19 protein-coding genes are annotated in these 17,453 nt (G+C 74.4%); 3 read left to right on the top strand and 16 right to left on the bottom strand.

Annotated elements, in window-relative coordinates:
- Positions 1-7: 7 nt before the first annotated feature.
- Genes LRS14_RS18370 through LRS14_RS18295 form a run of 16 tightly spaced genes read right to left on the bottom strand, consistent with a single transcriptional unit; the run spans position 8 to position 14,839 of the window.
- A complete protein-coding gene (locus LRS14_RS18370; protein WP_257800573.1) occupies positions 8-709 on the bottom strand; it encodes a response regulator transcription factor in 702 nt (233 codons plus the stop codon).
- A complete protein-coding gene (locus LRS14_RS18365; RefSeq protein WP_257800572.1) occupies positions 706-2,016 on the bottom strand; it encodes a sensor histidine kinase in 1,311 nt (436 codons plus the stop codon). Before LRS14_RS18365 ends, LRS14_RS18370 begins: the two co-directional genes overlap by 4 nt.
- On the bottom strand, positions 2,013-3,137 hold the full coding sequence (locus LRS14_RS18360; RefSeq protein WP_257800571.1) for a hypothetical protein: 1,125 nt from the start codon (positions 3,135-3,137) through the stop codon (positions 2,013-2,015). The genes LRS14_RS18365 and LRS14_RS18360 overlap by 4 nt, the downstream gene beginning before the upstream one ends.
- Positions 3,134-3,805, bottom strand: coding sequence for a DUF6683 family protein (locus LRS14_RS18355; protein ID WP_257800570.1), 672 nt, complete (start codon positions 3,803-3,805; stop codon positions 3,134-3,136). Before LRS14_RS18355 ends, LRS14_RS18360 begins: the two co-directional genes overlap by 4 nt.
- On the bottom strand, positions 3,802-4,467 hold the full coding sequence (locus LRS14_RS18350) for a hypothetical protein (RefSeq protein ID WP_257800569.1): 666 nt from the start codon (positions 4,465-4,467) through the stop codon (positions 3,802-3,804). The genes LRS14_RS18355 and LRS14_RS18350 overlap by 4 nt, the downstream gene beginning before the upstream one ends.
- Positions 4,464-4,958 (bottom strand): hypothetical protein, encoded by a 495-nt coding sequence (locus tag LRS14_RS18345; protein WP_257800568.1) that lies wholly within the window; start codon positions 4,956-4,958, stop codon positions 4,464-4,466. Before LRS14_RS18345 ends, LRS14_RS18350 begins: the two co-directional genes overlap by 4 nt.
- Positions 4,955-6,268, bottom strand: a complete 1,314-nt coding sequence (locus tag LRS14_RS18340) for a FliI/YscN family ATPase (protein ID WP_257800567.1) — start codon at positions 6,266-6,268, stop codon at positions 4,955-4,957. The genes LRS14_RS18345 and LRS14_RS18340 overlap by 4 nt, the downstream gene beginning before the upstream one ends.
- Entirely contained in the window at positions 6,265-6,897 is a 633-nt protein-coding gene (locus tag LRS14_RS18335) for a FliH/SctL family protein (protein WP_046112119.1), read from the bottom strand. The genes LRS14_RS18340 and LRS14_RS18335 overlap by 4 nt, the downstream gene beginning before the upstream one ends.
- Complete coding sequence (locus tag LRS14_RS18330; protein WP_257800566.1) at positions 6,894-7,448, bottom strand: hypothetical protein; 555 nt, start codon at positions 7,446-7,448, stop codon at positions 6,894-6,896. The genes LRS14_RS18335 and LRS14_RS18330 overlap by 4 nt, the downstream gene beginning before the upstream one ends.
- On the bottom strand, positions 7,448-8,278 hold the full coding sequence (gene sctJ, locus LRS14_RS18325; RefSeq protein ID WP_257800565.1) for a type III secretion system inner membrane ring lipoprotein SctJ: 831 nt from the start codon (positions 8,276-8,278) through the stop codon (positions 7,448-7,450). Before sctJ ends, LRS14_RS18330 begins: the two co-directional genes overlap by 1 nt.
- On the bottom strand, positions 8,275-8,688 hold the full coding sequence (locus LRS14_RS18320; RefSeq protein WP_046114738.1) for a hypothetical protein: 414 nt from the start codon (positions 8,686-8,688) through the stop codon (positions 8,275-8,277). The genes sctJ and LRS14_RS18320 overlap by 4 nt, the downstream gene beginning before the upstream one ends.
- Before the next feature lie 11 nt (positions 8,689-8,699).
- Complete coding sequence (locus tag LRS14_RS18315) at positions 8,700-9,005, bottom strand: hypothetical protein (RefSeq protein WP_046114739.1); 306 nt, start codon at positions 9,003-9,005, stop codon at positions 8,700-8,702.
- Positions 9,006-9,040: 35 nt separating this feature from the next.
- Positions 9,041-10,219, bottom strand: coding sequence for an EscD/YscD/HrpQ family type III secretion system periplasmic domain-containing protein (locus LRS14_RS18310; RefSeq protein ID WP_257800564.1), 1,179 nt, complete (start codon positions 10,217-10,219; stop codon positions 9,041-9,043).
- Positions 10,216-12,093: a type III secretion system outer membrane ring subunit SctC gene (sctC, locus tag LRS14_RS18305; protein ID WP_046114741.1), complete on the bottom strand. Its 1,878-nt coding sequence runs from the start codon at positions 12,091-12,093 to the stop codon at positions 10,216-10,218. Before sctC ends, LRS14_RS18310 begins: the two co-directional genes overlap by 4 nt.
- Positions 12,090-14,048, bottom strand: coding sequence for an FHIPEP family type III secretion protein (locus LRS14_RS18300; RefSeq protein WP_257800563.1), 1,959 nt, complete (start codon positions 14,046-14,048; stop codon positions 12,090-12,092). The genes sctC and LRS14_RS18300 overlap by 4 nt, the downstream gene beginning before the upstream one ends.
- On the bottom strand, positions 14,045-14,839 hold the full coding sequence (locus LRS14_RS18295) for a lytic transglycosylase domain-containing protein (RefSeq protein ID WP_257800562.1): 795 nt from the start codon (positions 14,837-14,839) through the stop codon (positions 14,045-14,047). Before LRS14_RS18295 ends, LRS14_RS18300 begins: the two co-directional genes overlap by 4 nt.
- 364 nt (positions 14,840-15,203) lie before the next feature.
- Between LRS14_RS18295 and sctU the strand changes: the two genes are divergently transcribed.
- The 3 genes from sctU (at position 15,204) to LRS14_RS18280 (ending at position 17,384) form a co-directional block, all read left to right on the top strand.
- Positions 15,204-16,280, top strand: coding sequence for a type III secretion system export apparatus subunit SctU (sctU, locus tag LRS14_RS18290; RefSeq protein ID WP_257800561.1), 1,077 nt, complete (start codon positions 15,204-15,206; stop codon positions 16,278-16,280).
- The gene (locus LRS14_RS18285) at positions 16,277-16,603 is read left to right on the top strand and encodes a flagellar biosynthetic protein FliO (protein WP_257800560.1); all 327 of its coding nucleotides are present in this window, start codon (positions 16,277-16,279) and stop codon (positions 16,601-16,603) included. Before sctU ends, LRS14_RS18285 begins: the two co-directional genes overlap by 4 nt.
- Before the next feature lie 106 nt (positions 16,604-16,709).
- The gene (locus tag LRS14_RS18280) at positions 16,710-17,384 is read left to right on the top strand and encodes a hypothetical protein (protein WP_157039668.1); all 675 of its coding nucleotides are present in this window, start codon (positions 16,710-16,712) and stop codon (positions 17,382-17,384) included.
- Positions 17,385-17,453 lie beyond the last annotated feature (69 nt).

Here is a 17,453-nt window from a genome sequence, read left to right as displayed (position 1 = left end):
TCGACCGTCATGCGACGCGGCCGCTGACCACCATGGTGATCAGGTGCGTGACCGACTGCGCCTGCAGCTTCTCCATCACCCGCTTGCGGTGCAGCTCCACCGTCTTGATGCTGATGCCCATGCGGTCGGCGATGACCTTGTTCAGGCGGCCTTCCACCACCCAGCCCAGCAGCTCGCGTTCACGCGGCGTGAGCCGGGCCAGGCGCTGCTGCCAGGCCTGCTGCGCCGGGGAGTCGGCCACGGGCGCGGATGAGGAGGCGTCGGCTGCGGGCGCGGCGGCCACGGGCCGCAGCGCGGCCGCCGGCACGGCGCTGGCGTCGAAGGCGCGGTCCAGCGCCTCCTCCAGCGCCTGATCGGCGAACGGCTTCTCGAGGAAGCTCACCGCGCCGCGCTGCATCGCCTGCACCGCCAGCGGCACGTCGCCGTGGCCGGTCATGTAGACCACCGGCCAGTGCACGCCCTGGGCGCGCAGCCGGTCGTGCAGGTCGAGGCCGCTCATGCCGGGCATGCGCACGTCCAGCAGCACGCAGGCGGCGCCGGCCGGCCGTGCGCTGCACAGGGCCTGCAGGGCCTCCTGCGGGTCGGCGTAGTCCTGCACCTCGTAGCCGGCGCCGGCCAGCCACCAGTGGGCCGAGCTGCGGAAGTCGGCGTTGTCGTCGACGATGAAGATGGTGCGCGCGGCGGCGCCGTCGGTCGCGGTGGCGGTCATGTCGTGCTCCATGGTGAAAGAAGACTCGGAGGGTCGCCCGCGGCGGCAGGCGCCAGCAGCGGCAGCGCCACATGGAAGCTGCAGCCGCGCTCGGGCGCGCCGTCGGGCGATTCATTGCGGCTGAACCACAGCCGGCCCTGGTGCAGCTCCGCGAAGGAGCGGCAGATGTTCAGCCCGATGCCCATGCCGTTCGGCTTGCTGGACTGGAAGGGCACGAAGAGCTGCGCCGCGTCGTCGCTGGGCAGGCCGCAGCCGTTGTCGCGCAGGCGCAGCACGGCTTCGCGGCCGCCGCGCTCGATGCGCAGGCGCAGCAGCAGCCGGCGCTGCACGCGGCCGGCGGCATCGGGCGGGTTGTCGCGCATCGCCTCGATGGCATTGCGCATCAGGTTGACGAAGAGTTGCTGCAGCATCACCTCGTCGCCCTGCACCGGGCAGGGCTGCGGCACCAGGTCGAGCTGCACGTCGATACCGTCGCGCCGCACTTCCCAGTCCAGCAGCGACAGCGATTCGCGCAGCACCGTGCCCAGCTCCAGCCGCTGCAGCCGCGGGCCACGCGCCTGCGTGTATTCGCGGATGCGGGCGATGATGCGCGAGGCGAACAAGGCCTGGTCCAGCGCCAGCTGCAGGCCGGCCAGCAGGTCGCCGCCATCGGCCGGGGCGGGCCGCTGCAGCCGCATGCGCAGCCCGCGCAGCACATTGGCCACGGTGCCGATCGGCTGGTTGAGTTCATGCGCCAGCGTGGAGGCCATCTCGCCCACCGACAGCGCGCGCGAGGTGAAGAGCAGCCTTTCGCGGTCCTCCAGATGGCGGCGTGCGGCCTCGGCCTGCTCGTCCTCGGCCGACGGGGTGGCGCGATGGGTGGGCGCGGCGACGGGCGCCTGGACCGCTTCGCCCGCCCCGGCGGCCGGCGCGCCGGGCTCCTCCGGCGCCATCAGCCGCAGGGCGGCCAGGCCGGGCCGCACCAGCGTGGCCTGTGCCTGCAGCCCGCCGGCCAGCGCGGCCGGCCACGCCAGGCGCGCCTGCGCACCGCGCACCAGCCGCACCAGCGCCGCGGTGACGCCCGGCAGCCGCGGCTCCAGTGCCGCCAGCGCATCGTCGGCCTGCACGCAGCAGTGGGTGCTGAAGGCCGGGCTGCACCACTGAAGGCGGCGGTGGGTCAGGTCCACCAGCGCCAGGCCGCAGTCGAAGGCATCCAGGGCCAGCCGCATCGAGTCATGCTCGCGGCGGCGGATCTGCTCCAGCGCGGCGGCGCGGCTGCGCGCAGGCCGCTGCGCGGCGCGGACGGGGCTGCGGTCGGCCTCGGTCATGCGGCCAGGTCCGTGGGCAGCACCACCAGCAGCAGGCTCCACTGCGCCCCCAGGCTGCGGCCGAAGCGCCGGGGCTGCGACAGGCCCAGCAGCGCGCAGCCTGGGTCGGCCAGGCGAGGCCAGGTGCCCAGCAGCAGGCGACAGCCGGCGGCGGGCGTGGCGGCGCCGCCGGGCGCGGCGCTGCGGCTGCGCAGGCCCTCGGCGGCACCGTCCTGCCGGTGCAGGCGCCACTGCGCGGGCAGGCCCAGGCCGGCCGGCGGCCACCAGCGGGCCGGGAAGGTGGCGACGCCGTTGCGCGGGCCGCCGATCAGCCAGGCGGCCAGGTCGACCGCTTCCGCCGGGCCTGCGGCAGGCGGCGCGCACACGAGCAGGACATAACGCTGCAGCGCCAGTTCCCGCACCGCTTCCTCGCGGCCGGCGCGGGCGAGCAGTGCGCGGCAGGCGGCCAACGTCGGCACGCCGCCGGACGCCGGCATGTCGCCGACCGCATCGCCCTGCGGGAAGCCATCGTCCGGGTCGGGCGGTGGCACCAATGCCTTCGGGGCCCGGGGGTTGTCGCCCTCGTCCGCCGGGCCGTCGTCGGCCGGGTCGGTGGGCGGTCGGTGGCCGCCGCGGCGGCGTGGTGCCGCGGCTTCGTCCTGCGGCAGCGGCTGGCGGCGCGGCAGGTCCGGCGGCAGGGTGAACAGGGTCGACACCACCACCGGCGCCTGCAAGGGCGCGGCCGTGGCGGGTACCGGTGCCGAGGCGGCGCTGGACGGCGCAGCCAGCGGCGCCTGTGCCTGGGCGCCGACGTTCGGGCCGTCGTGTGCCTCGGCGCGCGGCAGGGCGGCTGCGCTGGCATGGGGCGCGGGCGACAGCCGGTCGCGCAGCGACACGGCCGGTGACGGCGCGGCCAGCACCGCCGCGGTCGCGGTGGCGTCGGCCGCCGGCGACGCGGTGGCAGCCGGCACGGCGGGCGCCGCCGGACCTGCCGCAGCCGCGGCACCCGTGGGCAGCGACAGGCCCTGCCCCGACTCGCCGCCGGCCATCGGCTGCGCCGTGGCCGCGGCCACCTGCTGCCACAGCGCGGCCAGGCCGGCACCGCCCGCCTCCCCGCCCGACACCGGCGTCAACGGATTCATGCGGCGCCCGCGTCCTTCAATGCGTCGGCCAGCGGCTGCACCGGCAGGCGCAGCACCAGGCCGTGGTCGCCGAGCTGGAGATGGTCGGGCTGCAGGCCGAGCAGCTGGCGCAGGTAGCCGCGGGCGGCACGCTGCACATTGGCGCGGGCGGCCGGCCCCTGGCGCCGCGCCTCGTGCTGGCTTTCACCCACCAGCACGCCCAGCACCGCGAACTGCTCGAACAGCGCCTGCCGCTCGGCCGCGTCGGCCTGGCGCCACGCCGGGTGCTGGCCGAGCAGGCGCCGCATCTGGCGCTCGACCAGCGCGAGCTGCGCCGGGCTGACGTCGATCTGCTGCAGCGCCGCGACGCAGGCCAGCACGAAATAGGCGGCCGCCGCGCCCACGTCGTCCTCGGGCTGGCCGGCCTGCATGCGCTGCCGGTAGTGCGCCAGGCAGCGGCGGTAGAGCGCCAGCGCCTCCTTGCGCGCGGCCAGGCCGCCGGGATGGGCGGCAGCCAGCTGCTGCGGCGCAGTGGCCTGCGCGGCCGGCATCACCGTCAGCGGGGCCACGTCGTCGGCAGCGTCGGCGGGGCCGCCCATCAGCAGCTCGCCAAAGGTGGCGGCCAGCCGCTCGGCCAGCGCCGTGGCGCGGGCAGGGGTGTAGGGGGAGGAAGCGGTGTCGGGGCTCATGGCAGGAAGTCGTCGTCTCGTGGTGCAGGGTTGGTTGCGCTGCCGAACTCCATGCGCAGCGCGTGGCGCGAGAGCCGGCTGCGCAGCCGGTCGAGCGCGGCGCTGCCGCCGGGCGCGGCCGCACCGGGCGTCGGATGCAGCTGCAGCACGGGCGCGCCGCCCGGCTGCTGCTGCAGCGCGACGGCGCGCAGCGGCAGGGCCTGCCCGGGCAGCAGCAGCTGCCAGTGGCCGGTGGGCGCGCCGGCCGCCAGGGCCGATCGCTGCAGCGCCTGCACCGTGGCCGTGGGCGGCAGCGCCGGCGGCGATGCCACCGGCGCGGCAAGGATCACGGCGTTGCGCAGGGCAGGCGCAGCGGGCCAGGCCGGCGCCTGCCAGGCACCCGCCTCCACCGCTGGCGCGGCGGGCTCGTCGATGCGGACGTCCGATGGCGGCAAGGGCCGCGGCGCCGGCACCGCCGTTGGCCACGGCGCGGCCGGTCCCGGTAAGGCACTGGCGCCCTCGCCCGCTGCGGCGTCGTCCTCCACCTCGCCCAGCACGCGCTGGGCGGCGCGCTGCAGCGCCCGGTCGAAGCGCTGCTGCTGCTGCTGCGGCTGCGAGCGCGGCGCCTCGTCGGCCTGCGACGGACGCTGCGCCGGCAGGATGCGGTCGGCCACCGGCTTCATACCCAGCTCCCGCTGACCGGGTGCCGGCGCACCGGTTCGGCCTCGCGTTCCAGCCGCCGGGCGCGCAGCCGGGCGTCGTCGCGGCGGAGCTGGTCCTGCAGGTCGTCCAACGCCTGCGTCTGCGTGCGGCAGCGGCGCAGCGCGGCCTGGGCCTCGGCCAGGCGCGCCTCGGCGGCCTCCAGCGCCTCCTCGTCGTCAATCAGGCCGTATTCGGCCCGCTCCAGCCGGTCGTCCAGCATCTCCCGGTGCGCGGCGGCGATGCGGCCGAGCTGCGGCGCCTGGGCCGCGCCCTCGCCGGCCTGGTGGCGCGCCAGCGCGGCGATGTCGCGCCGCAGCGCGTGGATGGCCTGCTGGCGCCGGCCGATGGCCACGCGCGCCGCGTCGCAGGCCAGCCGCTGCACCTCGCACAGCCGGCGCGCCGCCTCCTCGCGCAGCGCGCGCACGCGCTGCAGCTGGGCCAGGTCGGACCGTTGACGGGCCGCGGGTGTCATTGCACCGCCTCCTGCAGCTGCTGCCAGGTGTCGTGCCAGCCGCTGGACTCGTCGGGCTGCTGGCGCAGCAGGGCCTGGATGGCGGGCCAGCGGGCGATGGCCTCGTCGGCCAGCGCATCGGCACCGCGCTGGTACTCGCCGACCTGCAGCAGCAGGCGGATCTCGGCATGCTTGGCCATCAGCGCCCGCAGCCGCAATGCGGCCGCCCGGTGCGCCGGCGCCACCACGCGGTGGAACACCCGGCTGGCACTGGCCGGCACGTCGATGGCGGGATAGTGGCCGGCCTGCGCCAGCTCGCGCGACAGCACGATGTGGCCGTCGAGGATGGACCGCACTTCCTCGGCCACCGGGTCGCTGCCGTCCTCGTCCTCGGCCAGCACGGTGTAGAAGGCGGTCATCGAGCCGTGGGCATCGTTGCCCGCCCGCTCGAACAGCCGCGGCAGTTCGGCGAACACCGAAGGCGGGAAGCCGCGGCGCACCGGTGGCTCGCCCACCGACAGGCCGATCTCGCGCAGCGCGCGGGCATAGCGGGTGACCGAGTCCACCAGCAGCATCACCCGCGCGCCCTGGGCGCGGAAGCCCTCGGCGATGGCGGTGGCGGCCTGCGCCGCGCGCAGCCGCTCCATCGCGGGCCGTTCCGAGGTGGCCACCACCACCACCGAGCGCGCCAGCCCGGCCGCGCCCAGGCTGTCGTCGAGGAACTCGCGCACCTCGCGCCCACGCTCGCCGACCAGGCCCACCACGTTGACGTCGCTCTCGGCCTGCCGCGCCAGCATGCCCAGCAGCGTGCTCTTGCCGCCGCCCGCGGTGGCGAACACGCCCACGCGCTGGCCCTCGCCGATCGACAGCGCGGCATCGATGGCCTTGACGCCGGTGGCGAACACCTGCTGCACCGGCAGGCGCGACAGCGGATTGGGCGCCGGCTGCTGCACCGGCCGCCAGGCCAGGCCGTCCGGCGGCAGCGGCCGGCCGTCCAGCGGCTGGCCGAAGGCATCGAGCACGCGGCCCAGCAGGCTGGTGCCGCAGGGCACTGCCGGGGCTTCCGACACCACCTCCACCCAGGCATCGGCGGCCACGTCGGCCAACCCGCCCAGCGGCACCAGGATGGCTTCGCCGTGCGACAGCCCCACCACCTCGGCCGGCAGCCGGGCGCCGCGGGCGTCCCACACCAGGCACTGCTGCCCGATGCGCGCCTGCAGCCCGCTGACGCGCAGCGTGGTGCCGAAAGCCTGCACCACCCGGCCGCGCTCGCCCAGCGTGCGGCCGTGCTGCAGCGCCTGGCGCACGGCGGGCGTGAGCAGCGTGTTCATCGCACCTGCTCCGCCGCCGCGGCGGCCTGCAGCCGGTCGCCCACGCGGCGCAGTTGCGCCGGCAGGCCGGCGATCAGCTGGCCGGCCGGCGTGTCGAACACGCAGTCCAGCAGCGCCAGCGCAGGATCGGCGCGCAACTGCAGCGGGCCGCCGGCGGCCACCTCGGGCAGGTGCTGCAGGGCGGCCGCCACTTCCGGATGCAGCCGCAGCACCGCCGGCTGACCCGGCGCCAGGGATTCCGCGGCGCGGCGCACCAGCGCCGCCACCACGTCGGCCGGCGCCAGCTCGGCCGCGATGCGCTCCACGATCTGCAACGCCAGCGCGATGGCGGCTTCGCGCAATTCCTCTGCCTGCAGCGCCGCGTCGTCGGCGGCCTGTCGCCACGACTGCGCCAGCGCCGGGCCGGCACGGTGCAGCGCCTCGGCCAGGCCTTCGGCCTGCCCGGCCTGGCGGGCGGCCTCGCGCGCCTGCGCCAGGTCGGCCTCCCGTGCCAGCACCAGTGCCTGCAGCCGCGCCAGCAGCGCCGCTGCGCTGCCGCAGGCGGTGAGCTCGTCGGCGGACAGCCAGGGCCGACCCACCGCCAGGCTGCCGAGCTGGCTGCGGTGCACCGCGATGAAGGCGGGTGTCATGGGCGGGCCTCCGCGCGGGCCGCTGCCTCCAGCGCAGCGGCGGCGGCGGCCGTGTCCAGCGCCGGCAGCGGGGCCCGCGTGTCAGGCCAGAACACTTCGCGCAGCACCAGCCGCAGGGCGGGCGATGCGACGGCCGCCAGCAGCACCTCGCGGCCGGTGTGTGCCAGCCGGTCGGCCAACATGGCGGGCGACAGGTCCGGCCATGGGCCGTCCGGCTCCCCGCTCCCGTCGGACTGCAGCAGCCGATCGGCCTCGGCCTGGCCGAGCATGCCGGCCAGGGCTTGCAGCACACGGCCGTCGATGCACTGGCGCAGCACGGGTGCCAGGTACCAGGCGCCCGCGGCCGACAGCAGCCGGTCGCGCCGGTCGGCGGGCCAGCCGGCCCAGGCCGGCCAGGCGGCCAGGTCGTCCCAGCCCAGCTGCGCCCGCCGCGGCGTGCCGGCCAGCGCCAGGGCCGCGGCGGCACGGGCCTGGCGGCGCACGGCCGCGGGAAGGCCGCCGTGGGGTTCCGCCTGCACGGGCCGGGCGCCGGCCCGGTCGACCGCCTGCATCAAGCTGCCCTCCGCAGGCTGCCGGCCGAGGCGCCGGCCGGCGTGATGGCGCCGGCGGCGGGCGCCACCGGGGCCGCGGGCAGCACCGCCGCGGGCACGGCCAGCCGCTGCCGGCGACGCAGCCAGGCCCAGGCGCCGGCGCCCGCCAGCAGCGCCAGGCCGCCCAGCAGCCCGAGCAGCCGCCCGAGGTCGAGCCAGCCGGCCAGGCCGGCCGCGGCCACCGGCCGCACCGGCGCCGGCTCGGCCGGGAACAGCGCGACGGTGACGTTGTCGTACGGCAGGCCCTCGATCGAATTCACCACCAGCGCCTTGATCTGGCCCAGCCGCCCGCTCATGTCCACCTGCGGCCGGTGCTTGATGAACACCGAGGCCGAGGCCGGCGGCGGCTTGTCGGCCAGCGGGTCCTTGTCGGGCACCGCCAGGTGCACCCGCGCCACCACCACGCCGTCGATGCTGTTGAGGGTGTTGGCGATCTCCTGCGACAGCGCATAGTTCAGCCGCGCCCGCTCCTCGAGCGGGGAGGACACGAAGCCCTCCTTCTTGAACACCTGGCCCAGGCTCTCGAAGCCGTCGCGCGGGTAGCCGTGGGCACCCAGCAGCGCGATGGCGCGGGTGAAGCTGTCCTTCGGCGCGGTGACGCTGAAGCTGCCCGCTTCCTTGCCTGACTTGTCGGCCTCGATGCCCTGCTGGCGCAGCACCGCCACCATCTCGTTGGCCTGCCGTTCGGACAGGCCGCCGTACAGCTCCTGCTCGCCGCAGCCGGCCAGCAGCAGGCCGGCCAGCGCCAGCGCGGCGGCACGGCAGCACAGGGAGGATCGGGCCGCGTTCATGCCTGCTGGCGGAACAGTTGCTGCAGCCCGTCGGAGGTGCGGTTGGCCGCGTTCGACATCAGCTGGCAATGGAACATGAACTCCTGGCAGCGCACGGTGAGCTGCACCATCTGCCCGGGGCTCATCGGCTGGCCGCCGGCCACCGCGGCGCTGGCCGCCTGCTGCAGGCCGGCGGCCTGGGTGTTGATGGCTTCCAGCGGCCGGAACAGCGCCTGCATGCCGCGGCCCGGCGCCTGCGTGGCCGCCGAGGGCTGCACCGTGGCGGCGCCGCCCGCCTGGCCGGCGCGTTCCATGGCCTGGGCGAAGGCGCCCATGTCGGCCAGCGACACGCCGTAGCCCGCGCGCAGGCCGGGCGCGGCCGCGGCGGCCGCCTCGGCGCCGGGCACGGCAAGGGTCGGAGAGCTGAGCATCGCGGCCCCGCTCAGTTCTTCTGCGCCATCGTCTTCAGCGCCTCGCCCGCCGAGGTGATCGTCGAGTGCGAGCTGGTGGACAGGAAGCCCATCTGCATCGCCTGCGTGCTGAGCATGGTGACGGTGGCGGGCTTGTCGTCGCCTTCCATGATGCGGCCGGAGATGGACTCCAGGTCGGCGGCCTTGCGGTCCAGCGACTGGCCCCAGGCGGTGGCCATCGCCTCGTACCAGCTGCCTTCGCGCTCGCGCGATGCGCCGGCACGGGTGGTCAAGGGGGCCATCGCCATCATCGACAGCGGATCGATCGAACTGCTCATCATTGCGCTCCTGGTTGTCTATACAAGTCGAGGTCTCAGAACACGAGCGGCGTCACGGCGCCGTCCCGATCCAGCAGCACGCGGTGCCGCTCGATGCCGGCGATGCGATGCCCCGTGGGCAGCAGCGCACCTTCGAAATAGCGGGTGCCGTCGGCCGTCACCACATAGGGCGGCTCGCCCGGCACGATGGACGCCACCCGCTTGCCCGGGTCGTCCACCACGGGCGCGGAGGCCGGCGGCGCGGGCGGCGGCAGGTTGCGCGCCTCGATGGCGGCCAGGCCGGGCACGTCACGCCGCGCGGCGTCGCGCACGCGGTCGAGCTGGCGGTCGTCGGCCTCGCGGGTGGTCACGGCCACCGCGCCCTCGCCCACCGGCCGCGCCTGCGCCGGCACGCCGTTGATGCGGTAGACGTCGGCCACCGCATCGGCCACCTGCTGGTTGACATGCACCTGCCAGCGCGTGGGCAGCGGCTGCGCGGCGAGCAGCTGCTCGGCCTGGGCGCGCTGGGCGCCGGTGTCCAGGTAGCCGCTGACCAGCAGGCCGCCGCCGTCGCCATCGGGGCGCACCTGCAGCTGGCGCAGGCCGGCGGCCTGCAGCAGGGCCTGCGCCTGGCGGCTTGCGGGCTCGGCCAGCGGCTCGGCCGGCGGCTGGGTGTAGGCCGAGGCCAGCATGCCGATCGACACCGTGGCCAGCGCGGCGCCGCCGGCCAGCAGGGCCTGCCAGCCGCGGCGGATGGCGGGGCCGCGGCGGGCCGCGGCATGCGGTGGCTCGTCCACCGGCCGCGCGGGCTGGGCGGGGCGGTCGCTCAGCTCGGCGGCCACCTCGAGGGGCGGCGCGTCGTCGGCAGGCGCCGGGTCCGGCGCGGGCACCTCCACCGCGAACAGGCCGAAGCGCACCGGCCCGAGCTGCAGGTCGGCATCGGCGCGGCACTCACGCCGCTGGCCGGCGGCGATCGTCTCGCCGGCCACCGTCACCTCGCCGCGCAGCACCTCCACCGACAAGCCCTGCGGCTGCAGGCACAGCCGCACCGCAGCGGGCAGCGTGGCCAGGCCACGCAGCACGATGTCGCAGTCGGCGCTGCCGCCCACGGTGAAGGCGGTGCCGGCCGGCACGGGCGCCCGGGCGCCCTGCTGCGGGCCGTCCAGCACCTGCAGCTGCAGGCCCGGCGGCGCCGGCTCGGCCGGTGTCGGTGCGGAGGAGGTCAGGGTGTTCATGGCTGACGTGGAGGCGGAACGTCGGGCGCGGGGGCCGGCGGCGGCAGCGCCTGTGGCGCGGGGTCGGCCGGCGGCAGCGCCGCACGGGCCTGGCGGCCGCTGGACAGCCGCGGCGAGATCAGGAACATGCGCTCCACCCGGCTGTTGCCCTGGCTGGTGCTGCGAAACAGGCCGCCCAGCACCGGCACGTCGCCCAGGCCGGGCACCTTGGTCACGCCGTCGTTGCTGGCCTCGCGGGTGATGCCGCCCACCAGCAGGCTCTCGCCCTCGAAGATCAGCGCCTGGGTGTTGACGGCCGAGCGCTCCACCACCGGCAGCGTGTCCACCACGCGGGTGCTGGACAGCGAGCCGTCCTCGATCGACACCAGCATCTTGATGCGCACCTCGCCGCCGTCCTTGAACACATGCGGCGTCACGCGCAGCGTGGTGCCGGCCGACACGTTGAACAGGTCCACGTCCTCGCGGCCCGCCACCCGCACGTAGAAGGTGCTGCTGTTGTCGAACACCGCCTCCACGTTGGACAGCGTGAGCACCTGCGGGCTGGACACCACCTTGGCCGCGCCCTGGTCCTCCAGCAGGTTGACGCGGGCGATGAATTCGCGCGCATCGCCCAGCACCGCGGAGACGAAGCCGCCTCGGCCCACCGGCGTGATGTCGGCCGGCGCGGTGCCCGGCGCCAGGCCGCGGTCGCTGGCGTCGCCGCGGCCGAACAGCAGCGAGCTGCGACCGCGCGAATAGCGCCAGTTGATGCCCAGCTCCTTCAGCCGCTCGGTGTTGACGTCGATGATCGTGGCCTCGATCTCCAGCGTCTGCGGCTCGATGTCGAGCGCGGCCACCAGCTGCTCGTACTGCGCCAGGCGGTCGGGCGCGTCGCGCACGATCACCGCGTTGAGCCGGGCATCGGCCTCCACCCGCACCATCGCGCCCTCGGCCAGCGACAAGGCCTGCGGCGCCATCGGCGGCAGGGCCGAGCCGGCGGCCGGCGCGGCACCGGGCGCACCCGGCCCGCCGGCGCCCGCGCCATAGGCCGCTGCCAGCACCGGAAGCGAAGCCGCGCCGGCATCGGCCTGCGCAGCGCCCAGCGTGCCCAGGCCCTGCCCTGCCGCACCCGCCGAGCCACCCATCGGCCGCTGGCTGCGCTGGCCGCGCAGGCCCGGCACCGTGCCGCTGGAAGGCACCTCGTTGGACTGCACCGCCACCTGGCTGCGCGACTGCTGCGTCATCAGCGCCCGCACGATGCTGGCCACGCCAGGCAGCACCACCTGCCGGCCGCCGAAGCTGATGCTGACGTCCTGCGCCCAGGCATAGCGCAGGTAGAAGACCTTGAAGCCGCTGGGCGGGCCGGCGCGGTCGCTCACCAGCTGCGCCCGCGTGATCTCCTCCACCTGCTCGATGAAGCGCCGCGTGCCGCTGACGATCAGCGTGCCGTCCTCGGTGCTGCGCACGGTGTTGCGGGCATCGGGCAGCCGCATCTCCAGCACGTTGCGCTGCACCCGCGCCGCCAGCGAAGGCGCCACCGGCAGCGTGCGCGTGACCATGTCGGCCGGCGAGTAGATGTGCAGCACCGCGCCGTCGTAGTACTCCACCAGGTTGAAGGCGCGGGCGATGTTGCGCCAAACCCGCGCCGCCGGGCCGCTGAAGCTGCCGTTGACCGCGCCCTTCACGCTGGGGCTCACCGACACCGGCACGTCCACCAGGCCGAACAGGTCCTGCAGGAAGGCGGCGATGGGCTGCTCGCGCGCGGTGAGCTGCACCTCGCGCTCCGCGAACGGGATGGGCATGGCCTGCGCCGGCGGTGCGGCCATCAGCGTGAGCATCACCGCGGCCACCAGCGCGGCCAGCCAGGTCAGCCCCGTCAGCCAGGCGCGCTTCATGCGGCCTCCAGCAGGGTGGCGCCCGGGGCGGCCACACGGTCGGCCACGTCGAGCTGCAGCGTGGGCACCAGCTCGTGGAAACTCAGCACAGGGGTATCGAAGCATTCGTTCTCGATCAGCTTGCGCACATGGCGCCGGATGTCCACCGCCACCAGCAGCGCGGCCGGCCGGTGCGCCTGCACCGACTGCACCAGCGCCGCCATGACGGCCTGCGCGTGCTGCGGCTCCATCGCCAGCTGCTGCACGCCGTTGCTCACGCGCACGGCCTGCCGCAGCGCCTCTTCCAGCTCGGGCAGCAGCAGCACCGCGCGCAGCCGGCCGTCGGGCGCGCAGCGGTGGCAGAGCTGGCGCTTGAGCGCGATGCGGGCCAACTCGGTGAGCGCATACACGTCCTTCTCGCGCTGCGCGGCATCGGCCAGCGCTTCCAGGATGTCGCGCGCATGGCGGATCGGCACTTCCTCTTCCACCAGCCGGCGCAGCAGTTCGGCCACGCGCTGCAGCGGCAGCGCACGCAGCACTTCCTTCACCACCTCGGGCATGTCCTGGCCGGCGCGGTGCAGGTAGGCGCTGGCCTCCTGCGTGCCGAGGAACAGCGCCAGGTGGCGGCGCAGCGCCTGCCGCACCGTCTCGGCCAGCACGGCGGGCACCGCATCGGTGGCCAGGCCGGCCGGCATCCCGCCGGTGGCGATCGGCACGTCGAAGGCCAGCAGCCGCCAGCCGGGGCCAGGCACCGCATGCACCGCCACCCGCGGCAGCGGCAGGCCCAGCTCGAGGTTGATGCGGTCGAGCATCGCTTCCAGCGCCTGCACCAGCCGGCCGGCCATGCCGCCCTGCAGCGCCTGCGCGGGCACTTCCATCTGCAGCGCCAGCGTGGGCCGCGGCACCGGCGGCGCGGTGTGCAGCACCGCCGGCGCCAGGTCCTTGCGGCGCAGGATGGATTCACGCGCCGGCCGCGACCAGGCCACCCAGCGTGCCCGCAGGGCCGGCAGCAGCAGCGCACCGCCCGCCGCGAAGGCCAGGCCCAGCACCCCGAACACGTACCACGGGAAGCCCGGCACCAGCGCCAGCAGCAGGCACAGCCCGCCGGCCACCAGCAGCACCCGCGGCTTGGCGCCCACCTGGCGCACGATGGCGTCGCCCAGGTGGCGGTCCTGCTCGTCGTCGGAGGCGCGGGTGACGATCAGGCCGGCGGCCATCGCGGCCAGCAGCGCCGGGATCTGCGCCACCATGCCGTCGCCGATGGTCAGCACCGAGTACTTCACCAGCGCCGCGCCCACCGGCATGCCCTGCTGCAGCACGCCCACGCCCAGGCCGCCCAGCAGGTTGATGACGATGATGACGATGCCCGCGATGGCGTCGCCCTTGACGAACTTCATCGCGCCGTCGAGGCTGCCGTGCAGCTTGCTCTCCAGCTCCAGCTCGCGGCGCTTGCGGCGGGCCTCGTCCTTGTCCAGCAGGCCCGAGCGCAGGTCGGAATCGATGGACAGCTGCTTGCCCGGCATCGCATCCAGCGAGAAGCGCGCCGCCACCTCGGCCACCCGCTCGGCGCCCTTGGCGATGACGATGAACTGCACCACGGTGATGATGAGGAACACCACCAGCCCCACCACCAGGCTGCCGCCGGCCACCATGTGGCCGAAGGCATCGATGATGTGGCCGGCATGGCCTTCCAGCAGGATGAGCTTGGTGGTGGCCACCGACACCGCCAGCCGGAACAGCGTGGTGATGAGCAACACGCTCGGGAACACCGAGAACTCCAGCGGCGAGCCGATGTACAGCGACACCAGCAGCAGCAGCACGCCGATGGCGATGTTCACCGCCACCATCGCGTCGATGACCAGCGGCGTGAGCGTGAGCACCATCATCGCCATGATGGCCAGCACGCCCGCCACCAGCAGCAGGTCGCTGACGCTCGAGCGCCGCGGCGCGGCGCCGTGATGGGCGGCGGCCGTCATGGCTGCTGCAGGCCTTGCGCGGGCTGCCGCTGCACGAAGCCGGCCAGCCAGCGGTAGCGCTGCATCACCTGCTGCACGTAGCCCCGGGTCTCGGCATAGGGCGGTATGCGCCGGCCATGTCGCTCCACGGCGCCCTCGCCGGCGTTGTAGGCGGCCAGCACCAGCGGCAGGTCGCCGTCGAAGCGGCGCTGCAGCAGCTTGAGGTAGGTGGCGCTGACCTCCAGGTTGGCCGCCGGTTCGTTCAGCATGGACTCGGCCTGCACGCCGAAGCGGCGCGCGGTCATCGGCATCACCTGCATCAGCCCGCGGGCGCCGGCGGGCGAGCGGGCCATCGCATCGTGGCGCGACTCCACATGCGCGATGGCATGCAGCAGCAGCGGATCGATGTCATGCCGGCGTGCGGTGTCGTCCACCAGCGGCGCGAGCTGCATCGCGCGGCGGGCATCGGGTGCCAGCACCGGCGTGAACTTCATCGGCAGCGGCGACGTGGCCGGCAGCGGCTCGGACGAACGCGGGAGGGCGCTGGCGGGCTGCGGTGGCACCGGCTGGCGTGCCAGCGGCGGCACCGACCGCGTGGCGGCTCCTTGGGCATCGAACAGCTGCAGCGCGGCGGCAGCCCGCGGCGCCTCGGCCGCGGCGGGTGCCGCACAGGCCTGCGCCAGCGCCAGGCGGAACTTGGCGAGCTGCGCCGCACTCCAGGCCGTACAGCCTTGTGCCGCCGCGGGCGGAGCCATCGTCGCCAGCGCCATCAGCGCCATCAGCGCCATCCACCGGGCGGTGGTTACGGGCAAGGCCGGACGGCCTGCCGGCACGGGGTTCTGCACGAGCTGTTGCTTTGGCATGTGTGCAGTTTTTCCGGCCCCGGCCGTGGCTTTCGTGACAGCCCGCGGTCCGATTGTTTCAAGCGTTTAACGCAGGGCCCACCGGCCGCGCCTGTGCCGCGGTGACTAACAACGCGCGAGCGCGCACGCTGCCGTAGACGGCAGGATCGCCGCTTGCTGACCGGCCTGTGGTTGCAAGCGGTGACAACGCCCCGCCCTCGGCCCTGACGATGGCAACCCTGATGACCCGGGCCGCCAGGCAGGCTTGCAGCGCTTCATGCGGCTGTCATGCCCGCCGGGTCACCATGCCCCTCGACGCTCCCACTTCCCCACGATGGCCGACAAGAACGACGGCGGCGACAAGACCGAGCAGCCGACACCGAAGAAGCTCCAGGACGCCCGCAAGAAGGGGCAGGTGCCGAAGAGCAAGGACGTCACCAGCACGGTGGAGCTGCTGGCCTGGTTCGCCCTGGCCACGCTGGCCATCGGCCCGGTGACGCGGCAGCTCGCAGGCGTGATGGATGCGGCGCTGGCCAGCATCGGCCAGCCCTTCGCGCTGGCCGCGCCCAGCCTGGCCGCGCAGGCCCTGCAGGCGCTGCTGGTGCTCAGCGCCTGGCTGCTGCTGCCGGTGGGCGCGGTGGGGCTGCTGACCGAGTTCCTGCAGGCCGGGCCGGTGTTCGCGCTCGACAAGGTCAAGCCGAAGATGGAGAACATGAACCCGGTCGAGGGCGTCAAGCGCATGTTCACGATGGACAACCTCATCGAGGTGGCCAAGGCGGTGGGCAAGACCGTGCTGCTGCTGGGCGTGGGTTGGCTGGTTCTGCGTTCGCTGCTGCCGCAGATCGCGCTGCTGCCGCTGTCCACCCGGCCGATGCTCGTGGGCACCGCGTTGTGGGAGGTGGCGCGGCCGATGCTGCTGTGGACGCTGCTGCTGTTCACCCTGGTGGGCGTGCTGGATGCCGCCTACCAGCGCTGGAGCTTCACGAAGAAGATGCGCATGAGCCGGCGCGACATCCGACAGGAAGGCAAGGACAACGAGGGCGACCCGATGATCAAGGCCCAGCGCCGGCAGGCGCACGAGGAATGGTCGCAGCGCAATGCGGCGCAGGCGGCACGCCAGGCCCATGTGCTGGTGGTCAACCCCACCCACGTGGCCATCGCCATCGACTACGACCGCGAGCAGTGCCCGGTGCCCACGCTGAGCGCCAAGGGCGAGGACGAAGCCGCCCGCGCGATGCGCGAGGCCGCCGAGGAAGCAGGCGTGCCCATCCTGCGCAACGTCGGCCTGGCGCGCGACCTGCTGGCCCGCGGCGAGGTGGGCGAGCTGGTGCCTTCCGACCTGTTCGACGTGATCGCCGAGGTGATCCTGTGGGCCCGCGCCGAGCGCGAACGGCAGGCGGCCCAGCCATGAGCGAGACCGCTGCCGCCACGCCCAGCTTGTCTATGCAACTGCTCAGCACCGCGCTGGCGCTGGGCCTGGTGCTGCTGCTGGCCTGGGCCGGGCTCAAGCTGCTCAAGCGGCTGCAGACCGGGCGTGCCGGCGCCTCGCCGTCCACCGCGCCGGTGGTGCTGCACAGCGTGTCGCTGGGCCCGCGCGAGCGGCTGGTGAGCGTGCGCCACCGCGGCCGCGAGTACCTGCTGGGCGTGACGCCCGGCGCCATCAGCGTGATCGATGCCGACGTTCGCCCGGCCCCGCTGGACTCCATGCCCGAAGCGGGCCGGGGCCGACCCTAGCTATGGCGTGCACCAGCTACACGCCGGCCGCCGCAACGCATGCAATGCACTCCATCGGCGCTCGCAAGGTTGCGGCGCGATCACCCCCCCCACGAAGGAGAGACGAATGTCTGGAGCTTTGAAGAGCGTGTTTGGCGGCGGCAACATCTTCGGTTCGCTGCTGAGCCTGGCCAGCCTGGCCTTCCCGCCGCTGGCCATCGCCGGCTCGATGAGCAACCTGCTGACGCAGGCCATCGGCACCGCGGTGAAGATGGCCGCGGACACGCTGATGAAGGAATTCGGCATGCCGAAGTTCGTGCGCGACATCGTCAACACCGTGGTCGACGGTGCGGTGTCGGGCAACACCACCGATTCCGACCCCGAGGTGGACAACTTCGTCGAGCAGCAAGCCGGTGCCGAAGTGCAGCAGTTCGCCCAGGAATCGTCGCAGGCCATCGTGCAGCGCGCCATGGCCAAGATGCGTTCGGAAGGCCTGGAGAACAGCGACGAGAACCGCAGCAAGGCCCGCGGCAGCAGCCGCGCCGGCTCGGGCAGCTGGCTCGAAGCCATCGCCGCGGCCATGGGCGAGGTGCTGGGCGAGAAGGCCTCGAAGATGGTTGAATTGTCGAACAAGATCGCTTCGACGGCCGGCGAGGAAGGCAAGTCGGCCGCCAAGGCCAACGCCGCTGCCACCACCGAGATGCAGGCCACCAGCCAGATGTTCTCGCTGATGCAAAACGGCTTCTCCAACACCATCAAGGCGATCGGCGAAGGCCTGTCGCAGATGGCGCGCAAGGGCTGATCGACAGCACCTGCAGCCGCGGGGCCCTTCGGGGCCCCTTCGGCGTTTTCTACCACCACCGATGAACAT

This window comes from Aquincola sp. J276, assembly GCF_024700035.1.
Lineage (GTDB): Bacteria > Pseudomonadota > Gammaproteobacteria > Burkholderiales > Burkholderiaceae_C > Aquincola > Aquincola tertiaricarbonis.
Note: the sequence above shows the minus strand (reverse complement) of the source record. Positions and strands in the feature narration are given on the sequence as shown.